This window comes from Anaerosphaera aminiphila DSM 21120 (assembly GCF_900129925.1).
In the GTDB taxonomy this organism is placed as follows: Bacteria; Bacillota; Clostridia; order Tissierellales; family Peptoniphilaceae; genus Anaerosphaera; species Anaerosphaera aminiphila.
Map to the genome: position 1 here is coordinate 72,643 of NZ_FQXI01000001.1, position 17,504 is coordinate 90,146.

Consider the following 17,504-nt stretch of genomic DNA (forward strand, 5'->3'; position numbering starts at 1 on the left):
ATAAATTTGAAATCAAAACAAAAAAAGAAATATAGTCTAAACAAAAAAAGCTTGTTTTTATTAATAATACTAGTTTTTATTTTATTTCTTGTGAATTCTACAACCAATAGGCTATATAAAAAAAATAAAACAGTATTTCCAACTTATACAACTTATATTGACAGCATAAATACAAAAGGTGTAGCAATATTTGATGAAGAGGTCTATACTGCAAAGGGAAGTGGAATAGTTTTATTTAATGCAAGTGAAGGGGAAAAAGTCCCTGTAGATTTTGAAATTGCAAATATAAATTTAATGAATGATACTTCCGAGTTAAAAGATGAACTTTCTCAAATAAATGCAGCCTTAAGTTATAAATTAAATGAAGAAGGTAAAAGTGTTGCCATAAATGATGAAGTTAATGTTACAAAAATTCAAGAAGATTTAAAAAATAAAGATTTACTTAAAGCTATTTCTGATATAAATGAATTAGATTTGAATACTCAAAAAAATGTAAGTGTATCTAATTTAACAGAATTAATGAGCTCATCAATAGAAGAATTAACAGAGGAAAAAGAAAAATTATCTTCGCAAATAGCAAAGAGCAATATTTCTTATAAAGCTGATTATTCAGGAGTAGTTTCATTTAAGATTGACGGGCTTGAAAAATATTATACACCTGAAAATTTAGGTAAACTAACTATTGAATATTTAGATAAACATTACAAAGTATCTGACTTCAAAAGTGAAACAAAAGTTGAGAATAAAGATTATTTATTTAAACTTGTAAATAACCTATCTTACTATGTAGCTTTAAAAATAGATGATTTTGAAGAATTAAAAGATTTAAAATTAGGAGATCAACTTAATTTAGAAGTAGATGGCAAGGAAGATATATTGGGACAAGTTGTAGAAATAAATAAAGAGAAAAAAAAGGGAATAATAGTTTTAAGTGTAAACACAAATTTTGATGAACTATATTCCAGTAGATTTCACAACTTTAAAATAGTATTAAATGAAATGAAATGTTTTGAAATACCAAAAAGTGCTATTATAAAGAGAAATTCAATGGCAGGAGTATATGTTCAAGAGATTCAAGGCCTAGTGAGATTTGTGCCAATAGAATCTATAAAGTCCTTAGAAAATAGTGTTTATGTTTCAACAGGAGATAAAGATAGTTATATAACTCTTTCTGAAAAAACGTATAAAACTATTACAATCAATGACTCCATAGTTATTAATCCTGAACGAATTAGAGAGTCTCAAATTTTAAATTAGTAGGGGTGATAAATTTGGCTATAAAAGATAATTTAAATAATATTTTAGAAGAAATTGAAGAAGCTAGAAAGCATTCAATTACTAATGAAGAAGTAAAATTAATTACAGTTACAAAAACTAGGACAATTGAAGAAATTGAAGAGGTTATAAATTGTGGAATATTAGATATTGGAGAAAACAAAGTTCAGGAACTTAAGGATAAAATAAATTTATTAAATAATTCTGCAATTAATTATCATATGATTGGAAATTTACAGACAAATAAGGTAAAATATATATATGACAAGGTTTATTTAATTCAATCTCTTGATAGACTAAGTTTACTTAAAGAAATTAATAAAAAAGCAAAGACTGATAATATATTTGTAAATTGTCTAGTTGAAGTAAATATTGCAGACGAAGAGCAAAAAGGTGGAGTTTTATACAGTCAGGTAGAACAATTTATTGAAGATTGTCTAGACTATGAAAATGTAAAAATAAAGGGACTTATGACTGTGGCACCAAATATAGATGATGAAGTTTTTTTAAGAGATTGTTTTAGAAGAATGTTTAAGCTAAAAGAAAAAATCGAGAGAAAAAATTATAATGAAGTTGAAATGAAATATTTGTCTATGGGAATGAGTGGAGATTTTAAAATAGCTATTGAAGAAGGTTCCAATATGGTAAGAATTGGAACTAGAATATTTGGAAATAGAAACTAGGAGGATAAAATGGCAGAAATGATGGATAAGATTAAAAAGGTTTTTGGATTTTCTGATGATTATGACTACGATGATTATGAGGATGAAAACTATGAAGACGAAATTAATGTTGTCGAAAGGGAGACACCTACGAGAACTGTAAAAAATAGAAAGGCTTTAGATTCTGCAGATATGGTTATAACAGTTCACGAACCTTTATCTTATGAAGAAGCACCTAATATAGTTGATGACTTAAGAGATTACAAATCAATAGTATTAAATTTCGAACAACTTGACATAGATGTTAAGAGAGAAATTTTTGACTTTGTAAATGGAGCTCTTTATGCTTTAGATGGTAAAATACAAAAAGTAAACAAAGACATATTTATTTTAGCACCTAAAAATGTTGAAATAGATGGTTTAAAAGAAGAACTTAAAAATGCTGGAATGTTTCCTTGGTAATAAAAAATGAAAATTGATAGGAGTATACTTTTAAATCATATTTTTGAAGATGATAAAAAAGTTGTTCTTAGAAATTTAATTGATAAAGTAGAAACAGTAATCAATAAACATATAGTTGTATCCACAGATTTTTTAGATCCCTATGAAGTTTATTTATCTAAATCAATATTAAATAAATTTGATGAGATTAAATATACTATATCTGGAGGCTACCATAGTTTTGAGCGCTCTATTATATACGTATATCCTTCATATTTATATGATGTAGATTATGGTGATATTAAAAAGTTAAGCTTTAAAGACAATGAAGATATTAAACATAAAAATGTATTGGGAAGTTTAATGTCTTTGGGCATAGATAGAAAAAAAGTAGGTGACATTGTTTTTAGCAATGGCTATTGCCATATATTTTTAAAATCTGAAATATCAGAATATGTGAAATATAATTTGACAAAGATAAATCAATCAAATGTAAAATTAGAAGAAAATATTGAGTTCATAGCTCCTGTCTTGGAATATGAATTTAAAAAGATAATTATTTCTTCATTGCGATTAGATACTTTTATTGGAGCTATTTTAAAAATATCAAGAGCTAATGCAATTAGTTTAATAGAGACGAAAAAAGTGAAAGTGAATTTTAAAGATGAAACTAAGCCATCAATAAAATTAAATCAGGGAGATTTGATTTCTATAAAAAAATATGGACGTTTTATTTTTGCTGATGTTGAACAGATTACTAAAAAGGATAAATATGTTATTAATATAAAAATCCCAAAATGATTATTTTGGGATATGTTTGTTTGGAGGAATTATGGGCGTAGTTTTATTTTCTATATTTTTAATTATTATTGATCAATTTTCTAAATATTTAGTTGTAAAGTTCCTAGCAGGAGAGGCTCCAGTAGTTATAATAAAAGACGTACTAAATTTTTATTATTTGGAAAATAGAGGAGCAGCATTTGGAATAATGCAAAACAAGAGATTTTTATTTATAATAATTACTGCAGTTGTAATATTAATACTATTAAGTTTATTATACAAAAACTATAGACATGCTTCAGTTATGTTTAAAACCTCTATTTCATTAATTGTAGGTGGAACTATTGGTAACTTTATTGATAGAATAAGATTACACTATGTAGTTGATTTTATTAGTATAAACATTAAAAAAATTAACTTTGAATTTGCTGTTTTCAATTTAGCTGATGTATTTATAGTAGTTGGAACTTTTTTGTTGATAATTATAATATTATTACATGATAATCCAAAGAGGAGCAAAAATGTATAGCAATACTTTTACATTTACATCTAAAATTGAAGAGAGATTAGATAAGTACTTAACAGAGCAATTGCCATTGAATAGATCTCAAATAAAAAAATTAATACAAAGTGGCAATATTAAAGTAAACTCTAAAATTGTAAAAGCGGGATATTTACTTTCTTTTAATGATACAATTACAGTCTTTTATGAAGATGAAGCAGATTTGAAATTAGTTCCTGAAAATATTGAATTTAAAATAATTTATGAAGATGCAGATATTGCAATAATTTCAAAGCCACAAAATTTAGTAGTTCATCCTGGTGCCGGAAATTTAAACAACACTTTAGTAAATGGGCTTTTGTATGAATTTGATAATCTAGCCAACACTGAAGACAATGCACTTAGACCGGGAATAGTACATCGATTAGATAAGGACACAAGTGGACTGATGATAATAGCAAAATCTAATAGAGCTTATTATAAATTAGTTGATGACTTTAAAAACGGAAAAATAAATAAGACATACTTAGCCATTGTAGAGGGAAACCTTTATGAGGATAATACTATTGAAACACTAATTGGAAGAGATCCAAAAAATAGAATAAAAATGGCTGTCGTAGAGAAAAATGGGAAATTAGCAATTACAAAATATAATTTAATAAAAAATTACAGGGGATGTTCATTAATTTCTCTTAATATATATACAGGAAGAACTCATCAAATAAGAGTTCATATGCGATATATAAATCATCCGGTACTAGGAGACCCTCTATATGGAAATAAAAATAAATACAAAATAGACAAGCAAATGCTACATGCCTATTCTCTTTCTTTTTATCATCCGGTAACTAATGAAAAACTGTGCTTTAAAGATGAATTTCCCATTAGATTTAATGACTTTTTAAATAAAGTACAACCACTTTAAACTACAATAAAATTTGATTTGACTTAATATTTAAATTATAGGGATCTTTATAAAAACACTTTAATATTGTTTTTATAATAAGATCTTTTTTTATATTGGAGTTGTTAAAATCATCTTGGGATATATTTCCCAATACTCCAGTACAATAATTAGTTACATAACTTACACAACTGTAGGCTATATTTAATTCACCAAATAGTAATGATTCAGGAATATTAGTCATTCCAACTACATCACAATTTAACAGTTGATATAATTTTATTTCTGTTTTACTTTCAAATCTTGGACCTTCTGTGCATACGTATATTCCTTCGCTAGTAGATAATGAAGTACCTTTAGATTCCTCTATAAATAGATTGTTTAACTGAGAATTATATATGTTTGATACTTCTAAGTGTTTCACATTATTGTCTGTATAAAAAGAAGATATTCTATTCTTTGTCATATCTAAAAAATCTGTGCTTAAAACTATTGAACCTATAGCTAAATTTTTTTTTAAACTTCCAACAGCACATATTCCATATACATGTTTAATATCCAATTTTTGAATTGCCATTGCATTGGCTCTATAATTTATATTAGATGGTGATATACTGTGGTCTTTTCCATGACGAGGAATATAGTAGACTATAAAGTCATCAAAGTATATTTCATTTAAGATTACATTTCCATATTGTGTTGATATACTAATTTCCTTAGAGTCTTTAAAATAATCGTCAAAGCCAGTACCTGCTATAATTGCATATTTTTTCATTATTACCTCCTGATTTTCTGATATAATAACATTATAATATATATTTCAATAATAATTTATAAAAAAGAAAATTATTAATAGAAAAGGGTGTAAATATGAATAAATTTGATGTAATAATTGTAGGATCAGGCGCAAGTGGAGTGTTTGCCTCTTATGAATTTACAAAACTAAACACAAATTTAAAAGTTTTAATGATAGATAAGGGAAATTCTATAGAAAATAGAATTTGTCCCATTAAAGCCGGTAAAGTTGAAAAGTGTATAGGATGTAGTCCGTGTAATATTATGAATGGATATGGCGGAGCTGGAACTCTGTCAGATGGTAAATACAATATAACCACTAATTTTGGTGGTGATATTCACAAGTATTTAGGAAAAGATAAATCTATAGAGCTAATGGAATATGTAGACAAAGTTCTATGTAGTTTTGACGAAGGGGAAACTAAACTATATTCTACAAAGTCTTCTAATTTAAAAACAATTGCTTTAAGACATGACTTACATCTATTAGATGCCAAAATAAGACATTTTGGTACAGATAGAAATATTGAAATTTTAAAAAAAATGTATGAATTTTCAAAGGATAAAATAGATATTAAATTTAATACCAACTGTGAAGATGTAATAAAAAAACCAAATGGTGAATATGTAGTTATAACAGATGGGGGAGAAGAATTTACATGTGATAATTTAATATTGGCATCTGGAAGATCGGGTTCAAAATGGATGTCCAATATTTGTAAAAAGTTTAATATTAATCTATCTAGTAACCAAGTAGATATAGGGGTGAGAGTGGAATTACCGGCAGAAATATTTAAACACATTACAGATGAAGTATATGAGAGCAAAATAGTATATCAAACAAAATCCTATAATGATTTAGTTAGAAGCTTTTGTATGAATCCCTATGGACAAGTAGTTGCCGAAAATACAAATGGCATTATTACTGTTAATGGTCATTCTTATTCAAATCCAGAACTTCAAAGTGAAAATACAAACTTTGCACTACTTGTTAGCAATAAATTTACTGAACCTTTTAAAGATTCAAATGAATATGGAGAATCCATTGCCAAGTTATCTAATATGCTTGGCGGGGGAGTTCTATTGCAGAGATTTGGAGATTTAATAAAGGGTAGACGTTCTGATGATAGAAGAATGGAAAAGTGCTTTACAATACCTACATTAAAGGCAACACCAGGAGATTTGTCATTAGTAATACCTAAAAGACAATTGGACTCTATAATAGAGATGATATATGCCTTGGATAAAATAGCTCCGGGAATAGCAAATGAAGATACGTTATTATATGGGGTAGAAGTGAAATTTTACAATTCTAAAGTTGAAGTGAATAATAACTTTGAAACATCACAAAAAAATCTATATGTTATGGGAGATGGGGGAGGAACTACACATTCTCTATCCCAAGCATCTGCTTGCGGAGTATATTTAGCAAGATATTTAAATGAATTATATGCTTGACAATCTCAAAGAAATATTATAAAGTATATGAAAATACAAAATGATGATTAGAAAATAGTAGCTAAATTAAGATTTTTTATAGAGAGTCAACAAAGTGGTGGAAGTTGATAGAATCATTTTAGTGAATGGGTCTATGAGTGCAAAGCGAATTATAGTAGCTAAGACGTTTCTCGCGTTATAGAGATAGAATATATAAGTATTCGAATAAGATATGTCCATAGACATAAATAGGATGGCACCGCGAACAACCATTTGCTCCTTAAATAGAGCAAGTGGTTTTTTTATTTTCTATTCATATTTTACTAAGAAAAGAGGAATAAATATGAAAACTAAAAATTTAGTAACAGCAGCAGTTTTATTGTCAATAGGTACAGTACTTCATTTAATAGTACCTGCATTTCCCGGTGGAATGAAACCGGATTTTATATTGGTAACAATGTTTTTTGCAATTTTAATGAATTTAAAGCTTAGTTCAACTTTAACAATTGGAGTAGTAGCGGGCTTATTAGGCGCTGCCACTACAACTTTTCCGAGTGGACAAATACCTAATATAATAGATAAAGTTTGTACGGCAGTTTTTGTACTACTTTTATTTAAGGTATTTACTTTAAAAAGCGATATTTCATCAATAAAAACAGTAATTATAACTATTATAGGAACAATGTTTAGTGGTTTAATGTTCTTAACTAGTGCATCAATTTTAAGTGGACTTCCAGGTTCAGTTAGTATTTTATCTATGATTATGATAGTTGTAGTTCCAGCAGCTGTATTTAATGCTATCCTAGCAATAATGATTTATAAGACAATGAAAATTTATAAAAAAACTATAGCATAGAAATAGAGGTTCAAAAGTTAAATTTAAAACTAACTTTTGAACCTCTATTTTTTAAAATATTTTTATACCATTTCGCTAGGTCTTATTAATTCATCAAATTCTTCACTTGTAAGTAACTCAAGTTTAATTGCAGCTTCTTTTAAAGAACAGTTAAATTCATGTGCATATTTTGCAACTTTTGCAGAGTTATCATATCCAATCTTAGGATTTAATGCTGTAACAAGCATTAGAGAATTAGATAAATTATATTCCATTTTTTCTATATTTGGCTCTATGCCACGCACACAATTATCATTAAATGAATTTATAGAGTCAGTTAAAAGGGAAACGGAATTTAAAAAGTTATAAATTATAACAGGCATAAATACATTTAATTGAAAATTTCCTTGGGATGCTGCAAATCCAATAGTAGTATCATTTCCCATTACTTGTACACATACCATTGTCATAGCTTCTGATTGTGTCGGATTTACTTTACCGGGCATAATAGAAGATCCAGGTTCATTGGCAGGTATGGTAATTTCTCCAAGACCACATCGAGGGCCACTAGCTAACCATCTAATATCATTTGCAATTTTCATTAAATTTGATGCAGTAGCCTTTAAAGCTCCATGTGAATACACTAAATAATCTTTACTTGTAAGAGCATGGAATTTATTTTTTTCTGAAACAAATTTATAGTTTAAATTTGCAGTTAGTATTTCACATACCTTGTCTCCAAAATTTAAAGGAGCATTTATACCAGTTCCTACAGCAGTTCCTCCTATTGCTAAATTTAATAGTCCCTTATTACTTTCAAGAATCATATCTTTATTTACTTCTAACATATTTTTCCAAGCACTAATTTCTTGTGAAAATTTTATAGGGGTAGCATCTTGCAAATGTGTTCTGCCAATTTTTATAATTGAACTATATTTTTTTTCTAACTCTTCAAAAGAGTTTATTAATTTATCTAAAGCGGGAATTAGCTTTTCACTTATTTCAATAACTGCAGCAATATGCATAGCAGTGGGGAAGGTATCATTTGAGCTTTGAGACATATTTACATCATCATTGGGATGCAATATTTTTTTTGAAGCAATTTCATTACCTCTATTTGCAATTACTTCATTTACATTCATATTTGTTTGAGTTCCACTTCCAGTTTGAAAAACCTTTAACGGAAAATTATTATCAAGTTTATGAGAAGTTATTTCATCACAACATTTTTCAATTAGAGAGGCTTTCTCCAAACTAATTTTTCCAAAGCTGTTATTTGCCTCAGCACACGCCTTCTTTAAATGAGCAAGGGCTCTAATTACTTCAAGAGGCATAATATCCTTTCCTATAATAAAATTTTCATGACTACGCTGTGTTTGAGCTCCCCAATATACGTCTAAGGGAACTTCAACTTCTCCCATTGAATCTTTTTCAATTCTAAATTTCATATTATCACCCATTATTTTTTCCTATAATTCCAGGTTTTAGCATTTTATACGGATCTAAGATTTCATCAAGCTCATCTTCTGGGATTAAGTTATCTCTTAAAATTAATTCTTTTATAGATTTTCCTGTTACAAGTGCTTCTTTAGCTATTTTAGCAGCTACATCATATCCTACATATGGGTTAATTGCAGTAATCATTCCAATAGAATGATCCACTAGTCGTCTGCTTTCTTCTCTATTTGCAACTATGCCAACAATGCAATTGTCAATAAAGGTTGTGATGGCATTTGTTAAAGTATTTAAAGATTCAAATAAATTGTGAAATAAAATTGGCTCAAATGCATTTAACTCTAATTGACCTGCTTCAGCAGCCATTGTTATAGTAACATCATTTCCAATTATATTAAAAGCTACTTGATTTACTACTTCCGGTATAACTGGATTAACTTTCCCTGGCATAATAGATGAGCCATTTTGTCTAGGTGGTAAATTAATTTCACCAAATCCAGTTCTCGGACCTGAATTCATAAGTCGTAAATCATTACTCATTTTAGATAAACTAACAGCGCAAGATTTTATAACGCCTGATACCATGACATAAGAGTCTAAGTTTTGAGTACTGTCAATTAAATCATCTGCCTGTACTACGTCTAAACCACTTATTTTACTTAAATTAGGTACAACTTTATTCACATAATCTATATCAGCATTTATTCCTGTTCCTATAGCTGTACCACCAAGATTTAAAACTTTAATTTCATTTAAAGCATTTTTAAATCTTGTTATATCTCTTTTAATTGCACTGCTATAAGCGTGGAATTCTTGACCTAATGTGATTGGAACTGCATCTTCAAGTTGAGTTCGTCCCATTTTTATTACATCAGAAAATTCTTCTGCTTTGTCAGATAGTGCCTTGTCTAAATCTTCAAGTTTTTTAATAGCTTTTATGATAAGTTTTAATACTGTAATTTTGCCACAGGATGGATAAACATCATTAGTTGACTGTCCCATATTAACATGGTCATTGGGATTTACTATTTTATAGTTTCCCTTTTCTTCTCCTAAGTACTCTAAGGCAATATTTGCAATAACTTCATTTGCATTCATATTAGTAGATGTTCCGGCACCACCTTGTATTGGATCTACAATAAATTGATCATGAAATTTACCATTAATTATGTCATCACAAGCTTTTATAATCGCTTCTCCTATTGTAGAGTCCAATTCCTTAACTTCTACATTAGTTATAGCAGCAGCTTTTTTTATTTCTGCTATTGAATTAATTAAGTCACTACTTAATTTTTGACCAGTTATGTTAAAATTTTCTTTAGCTCGTAGCGATTGTACGCCATAATATGCTTCTTTTGGAACTTTTTTTTCTCCTATTGAATCTTCTTCAACTCTGTACAATGTATTATCCATAATAAACCTCCATAAAACCACAAAATTAGAATAACCTCTTGATATAATTATAATTTTACACTATTATATAATCAAATATATAATAAGATATAAAACTATAGACAGGGGTATATAATGTTCAAAGGTATTGATTATGTTTACGAAGTTTATTTAGAGAGAAGTTTTTCAAAGGCGGCTAAGAATTTATTTATTTCACAGCCTTCTTTAAGTGCGGCAATTAAAAAAATTGAATTAGAAGTTGGATTTGAAATTTTTGACAGAACTACAAAGCCCATTGGTTTAACTGAATTTGGATTAGAGTATATAAAGTCTTTAGAAAAGATTATTGAAATAGAAGAAAACTTTAACAATTATTTAAATGATTTAAGTGACTTAAAAGCAGGTAACATTTCCATAGGTGGAACAAATTTATTCACTTCTTATATTTTACCTCCAATTATATCGGAATTTTCAAAAAAATATCCCAACATTAAATTAAATATTGTTGAAACAAATACATCTAGTTTGGAAAAAAACTTATATAGTGGAACTTTAGACTTAGTTATTGATAACTATGACTTTGACAGTTCTGTATATGAGAGAAAATTTTATTCAAAGGACAATATAATGTTGGCTGTTCCAGCTAAGTTTTTATCAAATAAAAATGCCACGGACTATGTTGTTTCATATGAAGATATAATAAACGGAAAATATTTAGATGAATCTGTAAAGACACTTCCTCTTGAAATATTTAAAGAAGATCCCTTTCTCTTTCTAAAAGAAGGCAATGACACTAGAATCAGGGCTGAAAAAATTTGTATTAGGGAAAATGTAAAACCTAATATTTTATTAGAATTAGATCAGCAAATTACAGCTTTTAATCTTACGTGTTTTGGAATGGGCATATCATTTGTAAGTGACATTTTATTAAAGAATGTTGGAATTAATGAAGATATATGTATATATAAATTGGAGTCAATGGACTCAGCTAGAGAAGTTTCTTTTTACTATAAAAAATATAAGTATTTAAAAAAGGCAACTCAGGAATTTATAAAAATATCAGAGTCAATAAAAAATTAATGACTATTTAGATGTTGTTTAAAATATGCTTATAGCTGTGATATAATAATTAATTGGTGATGATATTAATATGAAAGATAATATAGATTTATTAAATGATTTTAACAAAAATATAAATGAATATATAACAGATGTAATGGAAAATTACTCTATAGGTAAAAATGCGAAGGTAATTACTCATGGTTGTCAAATGAATGAACACGACTCTGAAAAAATTGAATGGCTACTTGAAAAAATGGGATACACTTTGGTTGAAGATATTGAAGATAGCGATTTTGTTGTTTTAAACACATGCTCAATTAGGCACTCAGCTGAAGATAAAGTCTATGGACAATTGGGTAATTTAAAACCCTTAAAAAAACGCAATCCAAAATTAAAAGTAGCCGTGTGCGGCTGTATGATGCAGAGGAATGAATCACGTGAGTACGTTATTGACAACTTTAAAAATGTAGATATTATATTTGGTACAAATAATATTTGGAAACTTCCGGAATTAATAGTGAGAAACTATTCTACAAAAGAACTTGCTATTGATATAGAAGAAACTCAGGAAAAGTTTGATGATTATTTAGGAGCAAATAGACTATATTCCTATAAATCATATGTGAATATAATGTATGGTTGCAATAATTTCTGCACATATTGCATAGTGCCATTTACTAGAGGTAGGGAAGATAGTAGAAATCCAGAGGATATATTGTTAGAAATTAAAAATTTAGCAAAAAATGGAACCAAGGAAATTACTTTACTAGGTCAAAATGTAAATTCCTATGGAAAAACTTTAAATCATCCAATAAGTTTTTCGGACCTGCTCTACAAAATTAATGATATTGATGGAATTGAAAGAATTAGATTTATGACATCTCATCCGAAAGACATATCTGATGAACTGATGTATGCTTTTAAAGATTTAGATAAACTATGTAATTTTTTACACCTTCCAATACAATCAGGATCTAGTAGAATTTTAAATTTAATGAATAGAAAATATACTAAGGAAGACTATTTAGAAAAAATATATAAAATTAGAAATATAAATCCGAATATAGCTATTAGCACTGATTTAATGATAGGATTTCCATCTGAAAGTGAAGAAGATTTCTTGGAGACAATAGACCTTGTTAAAAAGGTGGAATATGATACTGCCTTTACATTTATCTATTCAATTAGAGAGGGAACTATAGCTGGTAGATCTAAAGAACAAGTACCTGACAAAGTAAAGCATGAAAGGTTTGAAAAATTGTTAGATGTCCTGTATCCAATTCAACTTAAAAAGAATAGCGAGTTTATAGGTAAAAAATGTAAAGTTTTAGTAGATGACTTTAGTAAAAACAACAAAGATTATTTATCAGGAAGAACTGAAGAATTTAAATTAGTGAATTTTAAGGGAACTAAAGAACAGATTGGCAATATAGTCGATGTAAATATTACAAGTGCCAATACTTTTTCATTAAAAGGTGAAATAATTGAATAAAAAAGATAATAACTTAACCCCAATGATGGAACAGTATTTAAAAATAAAAGAAAATCACAAAGAGGAAATACTGTTCTTTAGGTTGGGAGATTTTTATGAAATGTTTCTTGACGATGCAGTTATTGCATCTAGAGAACTAGATATTGCCTTGACAAAAAGAGCGGGGAATAGCGCAAACAGCTATCCAATGTGTGGCGTACCATATCACGTTGCAGACAGTTATATTTCAAAATTAATTAACAAGGGATATAAAGTTGCAATCTGCGATCAAATGGAAGATCCAGCTCTTGCTAAGGGACTCGTGAAGCGAGGAGTTACTAAAATACTAACTCCCGGGACATTTACAGATACTAACTATTTGAAAAGAGATGAAAATAATTATTTATTATCAGCAATAATTAATAGAAATAATATTTATATTAGCTATGCTGACTACAGTACAGGTGAAGTATATACAACTTTTAAAACTTTTTTTAATTTTGATGATTTAACTAACTTTTTTACTGATGAATGTTACAGAATAAATCCCTCTGAAATATTAATAAATAAACAAGATGATAAAAAATTAAATGTATTTTTAACTTCATCACAATTTTATATTAATTATATTGAAGATATATTTGATGGTGTTGATTTATCTGTAGAAGAAGAAAGTTTTATAAACGAAAATATTTTTAAAGATTTATCTACATTAAAAAACGAAGGAAAAATTGACGATTATTCCTCTATTAATGTATTGCTTAAATATTTAATAAAGACTCAAAAAATGAGCTTAAATCACTTAAACAGTATAATTTACTATGAAGATAAAAACTTTTTAATTTTAGATGAGCACTGTAAAAAAAATTTAGAGCTAATTAAGGGGATAAATACTGATAATAGGTCTGAATCACTTTTGGAAATATTAGATAGTACAAAAACTGCTATGGGTTCAAGAGAGCTAAAAAAATGGATAGAAGAGCCTCTAGTAAATAAAAAACAAATAGAAGAGAGATTTGACATTTTAGAAAGTTTTATTTCAGATTTAATGTTACTTGATAGTACGGGAACGCTGTTAAAACAAATTTATGATATCGAGAGACTAAGTGTTAAGATTTCCAATAAGAGTATAAATCCAAAGGAAATGGTTTCGCTTTCAAATTCTTTAGAATATATTGAAGACATTAAAGAGTTGTTTTCAAGGTCAGAAAATAAAATGATTAATAAATTATCTTATAATTTAAATTCACTTGAGCAAATAAGAAGTGAAATTAATACAATTATAGTTGATGACCCACCTGTTATTATTGATGATAATAGATTTATTAAACATGGTTATTCTGAAGAACTGGATGAGCTTTTTGAAGCTAGTGAAAAGGGTAAACAGTGGATATTAGATTTAGAGGAAAGAGAAAAAAATAGAACAGGTATAAAAAAATTAAGAGTAAAGTACAATAAAATTTTAGGATATTTTATTGAAGTTACAAAGGCAAATATTGAACAAGTTCCATCTGACTATATTAGAAAACAAACTCTAGTAGGTTCAGAAAGATATTTTTCTATTGAATTAAAGGAAATGGAATCAAGGTTACTTGGTTCAAAGGATGAAGCTTTAAAACTCCAAATGAAAATATTTAATAGTTTAAAGGCATTTTTATTAAGTAACTTATTTTCTATTCAAAAAACGGCTAAAGAAATTGCTAAAATTGACGTTTTAGTATCTCTATCTATTGTGGCTAAAAATAATAACTATGTTAGGCCAACTTTAAATACAGAAGGTGTCATATCTATTAAAGATGGACGACATCCAATAGTTGAATCAAAGTTCACAGAAGAACTATTCGTTCCAAATGATACTTGTATGGATATGGACAAAAATCTAATTCATGTGATTACAGGGCCGAATATGGCAGGTAAATCTACTTACATGAGACAAGTTGCCATAATAATTATAATGGCTCAAATGGGGTCTTTTGTGCCTTGTAAAAGCGCAAATATTTCTATAGTGGACCGTATTTTTACTAGAATAGGAGCATCAGATAACTTAGCCAGAGGCGACAGTACATTCATGGTCGAAATGAAAGAAGTTTCAAATATTATAAAAAATGCAACTAAAGACTCTTTTTTAATACTTGATGAAGTGGGTAGGGGAACGAGTACTTATGATGGACTGTCAATTGCCTGGTCTATTATTGAGTACATTGCAACTGCAGTAAAAGCCAAAACTCTATTTGCAACACACTATCATGAACTAGTCAATTTAAGTGAAAAATATGACAATGTTACAAATTTAACTATTGCTGTAGAAAAAAAAGAAGATTCAATTGTATTTTTGAGAAAAATTATAGAAGGATTTAGCAATAACTCCTACGGAATTGAAGTGGCAAAACTTGCAGGCGTTAATGAATATATTGTTAATCGAGCAAATGAATTACTAACTGATATGCAAAATGAAGAAGAAATGAAAATAAATAAAAATGTATTAAATAATAAAACCTATAAAGTTGAACAAAAAAGCATATTTGACGTTAAAAAAGACGATTTTATAAAAGATGTCAATGCTATAAATGTAAATGAAATATCTCCTATTCAAGCTTTAAATTTGCTTGACCAAATAATAAAGAAATCAAAGGATTTAATATGAGTATAATAGTTTTAGATGAAGCTACGGTTTCAAAAATAGCTGCAGGAGAAATAATTGAAAATCCTGCATCAATAGTAAAAGAATTAATAGAAAATTCAATAGATGCAAATTCTAAAAATATAATTGTAGAAATAAAGGGAAGTATTGGCGATTTTATCAGAATTACTGACGATGGAGATGGCATGGATGAAAGTGATTTAAACCTTGCCTTCTTACGTCATGCAACATCTAAATTAAGAACTGTTGAAGATTTGAACAATATCGTATCATTAGGATTTAGAGGAGAAGCACTAGCTAGTATATCTCATATTTCAAAATTGGAAGTGCTTACTAAAACAGAAGATTCTCTAACTGGATTAAGAGCTGAAATATCCAATGGAAAGATTGATAAATTAAACAATGTAGGTTTGCCGAAAGGCACTACATTTTTTGTTAGAGATGTATTTTTTAATACTCCTGTTAGAAAAAAATATTTAAAAAATGACAACGTTGAATTTAATTACATCTATGAAGTCGTTCAAAAAATTTCTCTTGGCAATCCTGATATTTCCATTAAATTAATAAGAGACAATAAAGTTATAATGAATACCAATTCAGAGGCAAATATTAAAAATAGAATTTTTTCAATTTTAGGCAGAGATATAGCAAGTAATTTACTGAACAATACATTTAATTCTGAATCTTATAAAATAAATATTTATTTTTCTAACAACAAACTCTACAGATCTAACAGAATGCATCAATACATCTATATAAATGGCAGATATGTAAAAAATTTAGAAATATCAAAAATAATTGAAAAATATTACTATTCTCTAATTCCATTAAATAGATACCCTGTATTTTTATTGTATTTAGATATTGACCCTATATTAGTAGATGTAAACATTCATCCTAAAAAACATGAAGTAAAACTATCTAAGGATAACAATGTACTTGCAATTATTGGAGAAACTGTAGAGGAAGTACTTTACCCTAATAGGAGAATACCAGACCCGATTGAAAGTTATAAGGAGAATAAAACAGAAGAAAAATCAGTATTTGAAATATTTAATGACAACTTAATTAATTCAAATAAAAGTGAGATAGTTCAAGATAATTTTATTAAAAATAATGTAAATGCAATAGAAGATACAGAAGATTTTCAAAGTAAGAATGTAAAAATCTCTGAATATGAAGTATTAAAAGATGAATCAGAAGATTATAATGCTAATGCTGAAAGCGAAAATATTTTTGAGGGAAATAAGTTTTCAAAAATAGACAATTCTATCTTAGATGCTAAAATAGTTGGAATATTATTTAAAACATTTATTATACTTGAAAACACTGCTTTGGAAAAAATATATTTAGTAGATCAACATGCAGCGCACGAAAGAATAATGTATGAAAAATATAAGAGACAATACGAATCATCAAGTGTATTAAAACAAATTTTATTAAAGCCGGAAGTAATTAGTTTAAGCCCTGAAGAAATGTCCAAGGTGCAAAATAATTTAACTCAATTTCAAAATTTAGGTTTTGAGATTGAAGAATTTGGCGATAATACACTTATTTTAAGAGAAATTCCTATGGTTTTTGGCGAAGGTTCATATACTAATTTTATTTATGATGCAATATCTTCTCTTGATAGAAATATTAAATCAAGTTATGAAGTCGACCCATATAAAATAATGAAAAAAGCTTGTAAGTCAGCTGTTAAAGCAGGTGACAGACTATCTAATATAGAAGTAGACTATCTGTTAAAAGACTTAATTAACTGTGATAATCCTTACACTTGTCCCCATGGGAGACCTACAATTATTGAGGTTAAAAAATATGATATTGAAAAGTTATTTTTAAGGGAGTGATA

The 17,504-nt window shown here is 27.8% G+C and carries 15 protein-coding genes and 1 other annotated feature; of the genes, 12 read left to right on the forward strand and 3 right to left on the reverse strand.

The window, feature by feature from the left end:
- Nucleotides 1-6 precede the first annotated feature (6 nt).
- From BUB47_RS00385 to BUB47_RS00410, 6 genes are read left to right on the forward strand one after another with little or no spacing between them, the layout of a single operon-like run.
- Nucleotides 7-1,257, forward strand: a complete 1,251-nt coding sequence (locus BUB47_RS00385) for a biotin/lipoyl attachment domain-containing protein (RefSeq protein ID WP_234945617.1) — start codon at nucleotides 7-9, stop codon at nucleotides 1,255-1,257.
- 14 nt (nucleotides 1,258-1,271) lie between these two features.
- Nucleotides 1,272-1,958: a YggS family pyridoxal phosphate-dependent enzyme gene (locus BUB47_RS00390; protein WP_073182732.1), complete on the forward strand. Its 687-nt coding sequence runs from the start codon at nucleotides 1,272-1,274 to the stop codon at nucleotides 1,956-1,958.
- Nucleotides 1,959-1,967: 9 nt separating this feature from the next.
- Nucleotides 1,968-2,399: a cell division protein SepF gene (locus tag BUB47_RS00395; protein ID WP_073182734.1), complete on the forward strand. Its 432-nt coding sequence runs from the start codon at nucleotides 1,968-1,970 to the stop codon at nucleotides 2,397-2,399.
- A 6-nt stretch (nucleotides 2,400-2,405) separates the two neighbouring features.
- Entirely contained in the window at nucleotides 2,406-3,179 is a 774-nt protein-coding gene (locus BUB47_RS00400) for a YlmH family RNA-binding protein (RefSeq protein WP_073182735.1), read from the forward strand.
- A 31-nt stretch (nucleotides 3,180-3,210) separates the two neighbouring features.
- Nucleotides 3,211-3,687: a signal peptidase II gene (gene lspA / locus BUB47_RS00405; protein ID WP_073182737.1), complete on the forward strand. Its 477-nt coding sequence runs from the start codon at nucleotides 3,211-3,213 to the stop codon at nucleotides 3,685-3,687.
- The gene (locus tag BUB47_RS00410) at nucleotides 3,680-4,585 is read left to right on the forward strand and encodes an RluA family pseudouridine synthase (RefSeq protein ID WP_073182739.1); all 906 of its coding nucleotides are present in this window, start codon (nucleotides 3,680-3,682) and stop codon (nucleotides 4,583-4,585) included. Before lspA ends, BUB47_RS00410 begins: the two co-directional genes overlap by 8 nt.
- A 1-nt stretch (nucleotide 4,586) precedes the next feature.
- Here BUB47_RS00410 and BUB47_RS00415 read toward each other — a convergent pair whose 3' ends face one another.
- Nucleotides 4,587-5,339 (reverse strand): MTAP family purine nucleoside phosphorylase, encoded by a 753-nt coding sequence (locus BUB47_RS00415; protein WP_073182740.1) that lies wholly within the window; start codon nucleotides 5,337-5,339, stop codon nucleotides 4,587-4,589.
- Between the two features lie 95 nt (nucleotides 5,340-5,434).
- Between BUB47_RS00415 and BUB47_RS00420 the strand changes: the two genes are divergently transcribed.
- Both BUB47_RS00420 and BUB47_RS00425 read left to right on the forward strand, forming a co-directional pair.
- The gene (locus BUB47_RS00420; protein WP_073182742.1) at nucleotides 5,435-6,817 is read left to right on the forward strand and encodes an NAD(P)/FAD-dependent oxidoreductase; all 1,383 of its coding nucleotides are present in this window, start codon (nucleotides 5,435-5,437) and stop codon (nucleotides 6,815-6,817) included.
- Nucleotides 6,818-6,851: 34 nt separating this feature from the next.
- Nucleotides 6,852-7,080 (forward strand) — a binding site (T-box leader).
- Between the two features lie 59 nt (nucleotides 7,081-7,139).
- Nucleotides 7,140-7,652, forward strand: a complete 513-nt coding sequence (locus BUB47_RS00425; protein ID WP_073182744.1) for a tryptophan transporter — start codon at nucleotides 7,140-7,142, stop codon at nucleotides 7,650-7,652.
- Between the two features lie 62 nt (nucleotides 7,653-7,714).
- Here BUB47_RS00425 and fumC read toward each other — a convergent pair whose 3' ends face one another.
- Together fumC and BUB47_RS00435 are read right to left on the reverse strand one after the other, a co-directional pair.
- On the reverse strand, nucleotides 7,715-9,079 hold the full coding sequence (gene fumC / locus BUB47_RS00430; protein ID WP_073183374.1) for a class II fumarate hydratase: 1,365 nt from the start codon (nucleotides 9,077-9,079) through the stop codon (nucleotides 7,715-7,717).
- A 4-nt stretch (nucleotides 9,080-9,083) separates the two neighbouring features.
- Nucleotides 9,084-10,499 (reverse strand): aspartate ammonia-lyase, encoded by a 1,416-nt coding sequence (locus BUB47_RS00435; protein ID WP_073182746.1) that lies wholly within the window; start codon nucleotides 10,497-10,499, stop codon nucleotides 9,084-9,086.
- Between the two features lie 114 nt (nucleotides 10,500-10,613).
- Here BUB47_RS00435 and BUB47_RS00440 point away from each other — a divergent pair, with 114 nt between their 5' ends.
- The 4 genes from BUB47_RS00440 to mutL all read left to right on the forward strand — a co-directional run bounded on the left by BUB47_RS00440 (nucleotide 10,614) and on the right by mutL (nucleotide 17,502).
- Nucleotides 10,614-11,558: a LysR family transcriptional regulator gene (locus BUB47_RS00440; RefSeq protein ID WP_073182747.1), complete on the forward strand. Its 945-nt coding sequence runs from the start codon at nucleotides 10,614-10,616 to the stop codon at nucleotides 11,556-11,558.
- 70 nt (nucleotides 11,559-11,628) lie between these two features.
- A complete protein-coding gene (gene miaB / locus BUB47_RS00445; RefSeq protein ID WP_073182749.1) occupies nucleotides 11,629-13,032 on the forward strand; it encodes a tRNA (N6-isopentenyl adenosine(37)-C2)-methylthiotransferase MiaB in 1,404 nt (467 codons plus the stop codon).
- Nucleotides 13,025-15,655, forward strand: coding sequence for a DNA mismatch repair protein MutS (gene mutS, locus BUB47_RS00450; RefSeq protein ID WP_327020988.1), 2,631 nt, complete (start codon nucleotides 13,025-13,027; stop codon nucleotides 15,653-15,655). Before miaB ends, mutS begins: the two co-directional genes overlap by 8 nt.
- The gene (gene mutL / locus BUB47_RS00455) at nucleotides 15,652-17,502 is read left to right on the forward strand and encodes a DNA mismatch repair endonuclease MutL (RefSeq protein WP_073182751.1); all 1,851 of its coding nucleotides are present in this window, start codon (nucleotides 15,652-15,654) and stop codon (nucleotides 17,500-17,502) included. Before mutS ends, mutL begins: the two co-directional genes overlap by 4 nt.
- Nucleotides 17,503-17,504 lie beyond the last annotated feature (2 nt).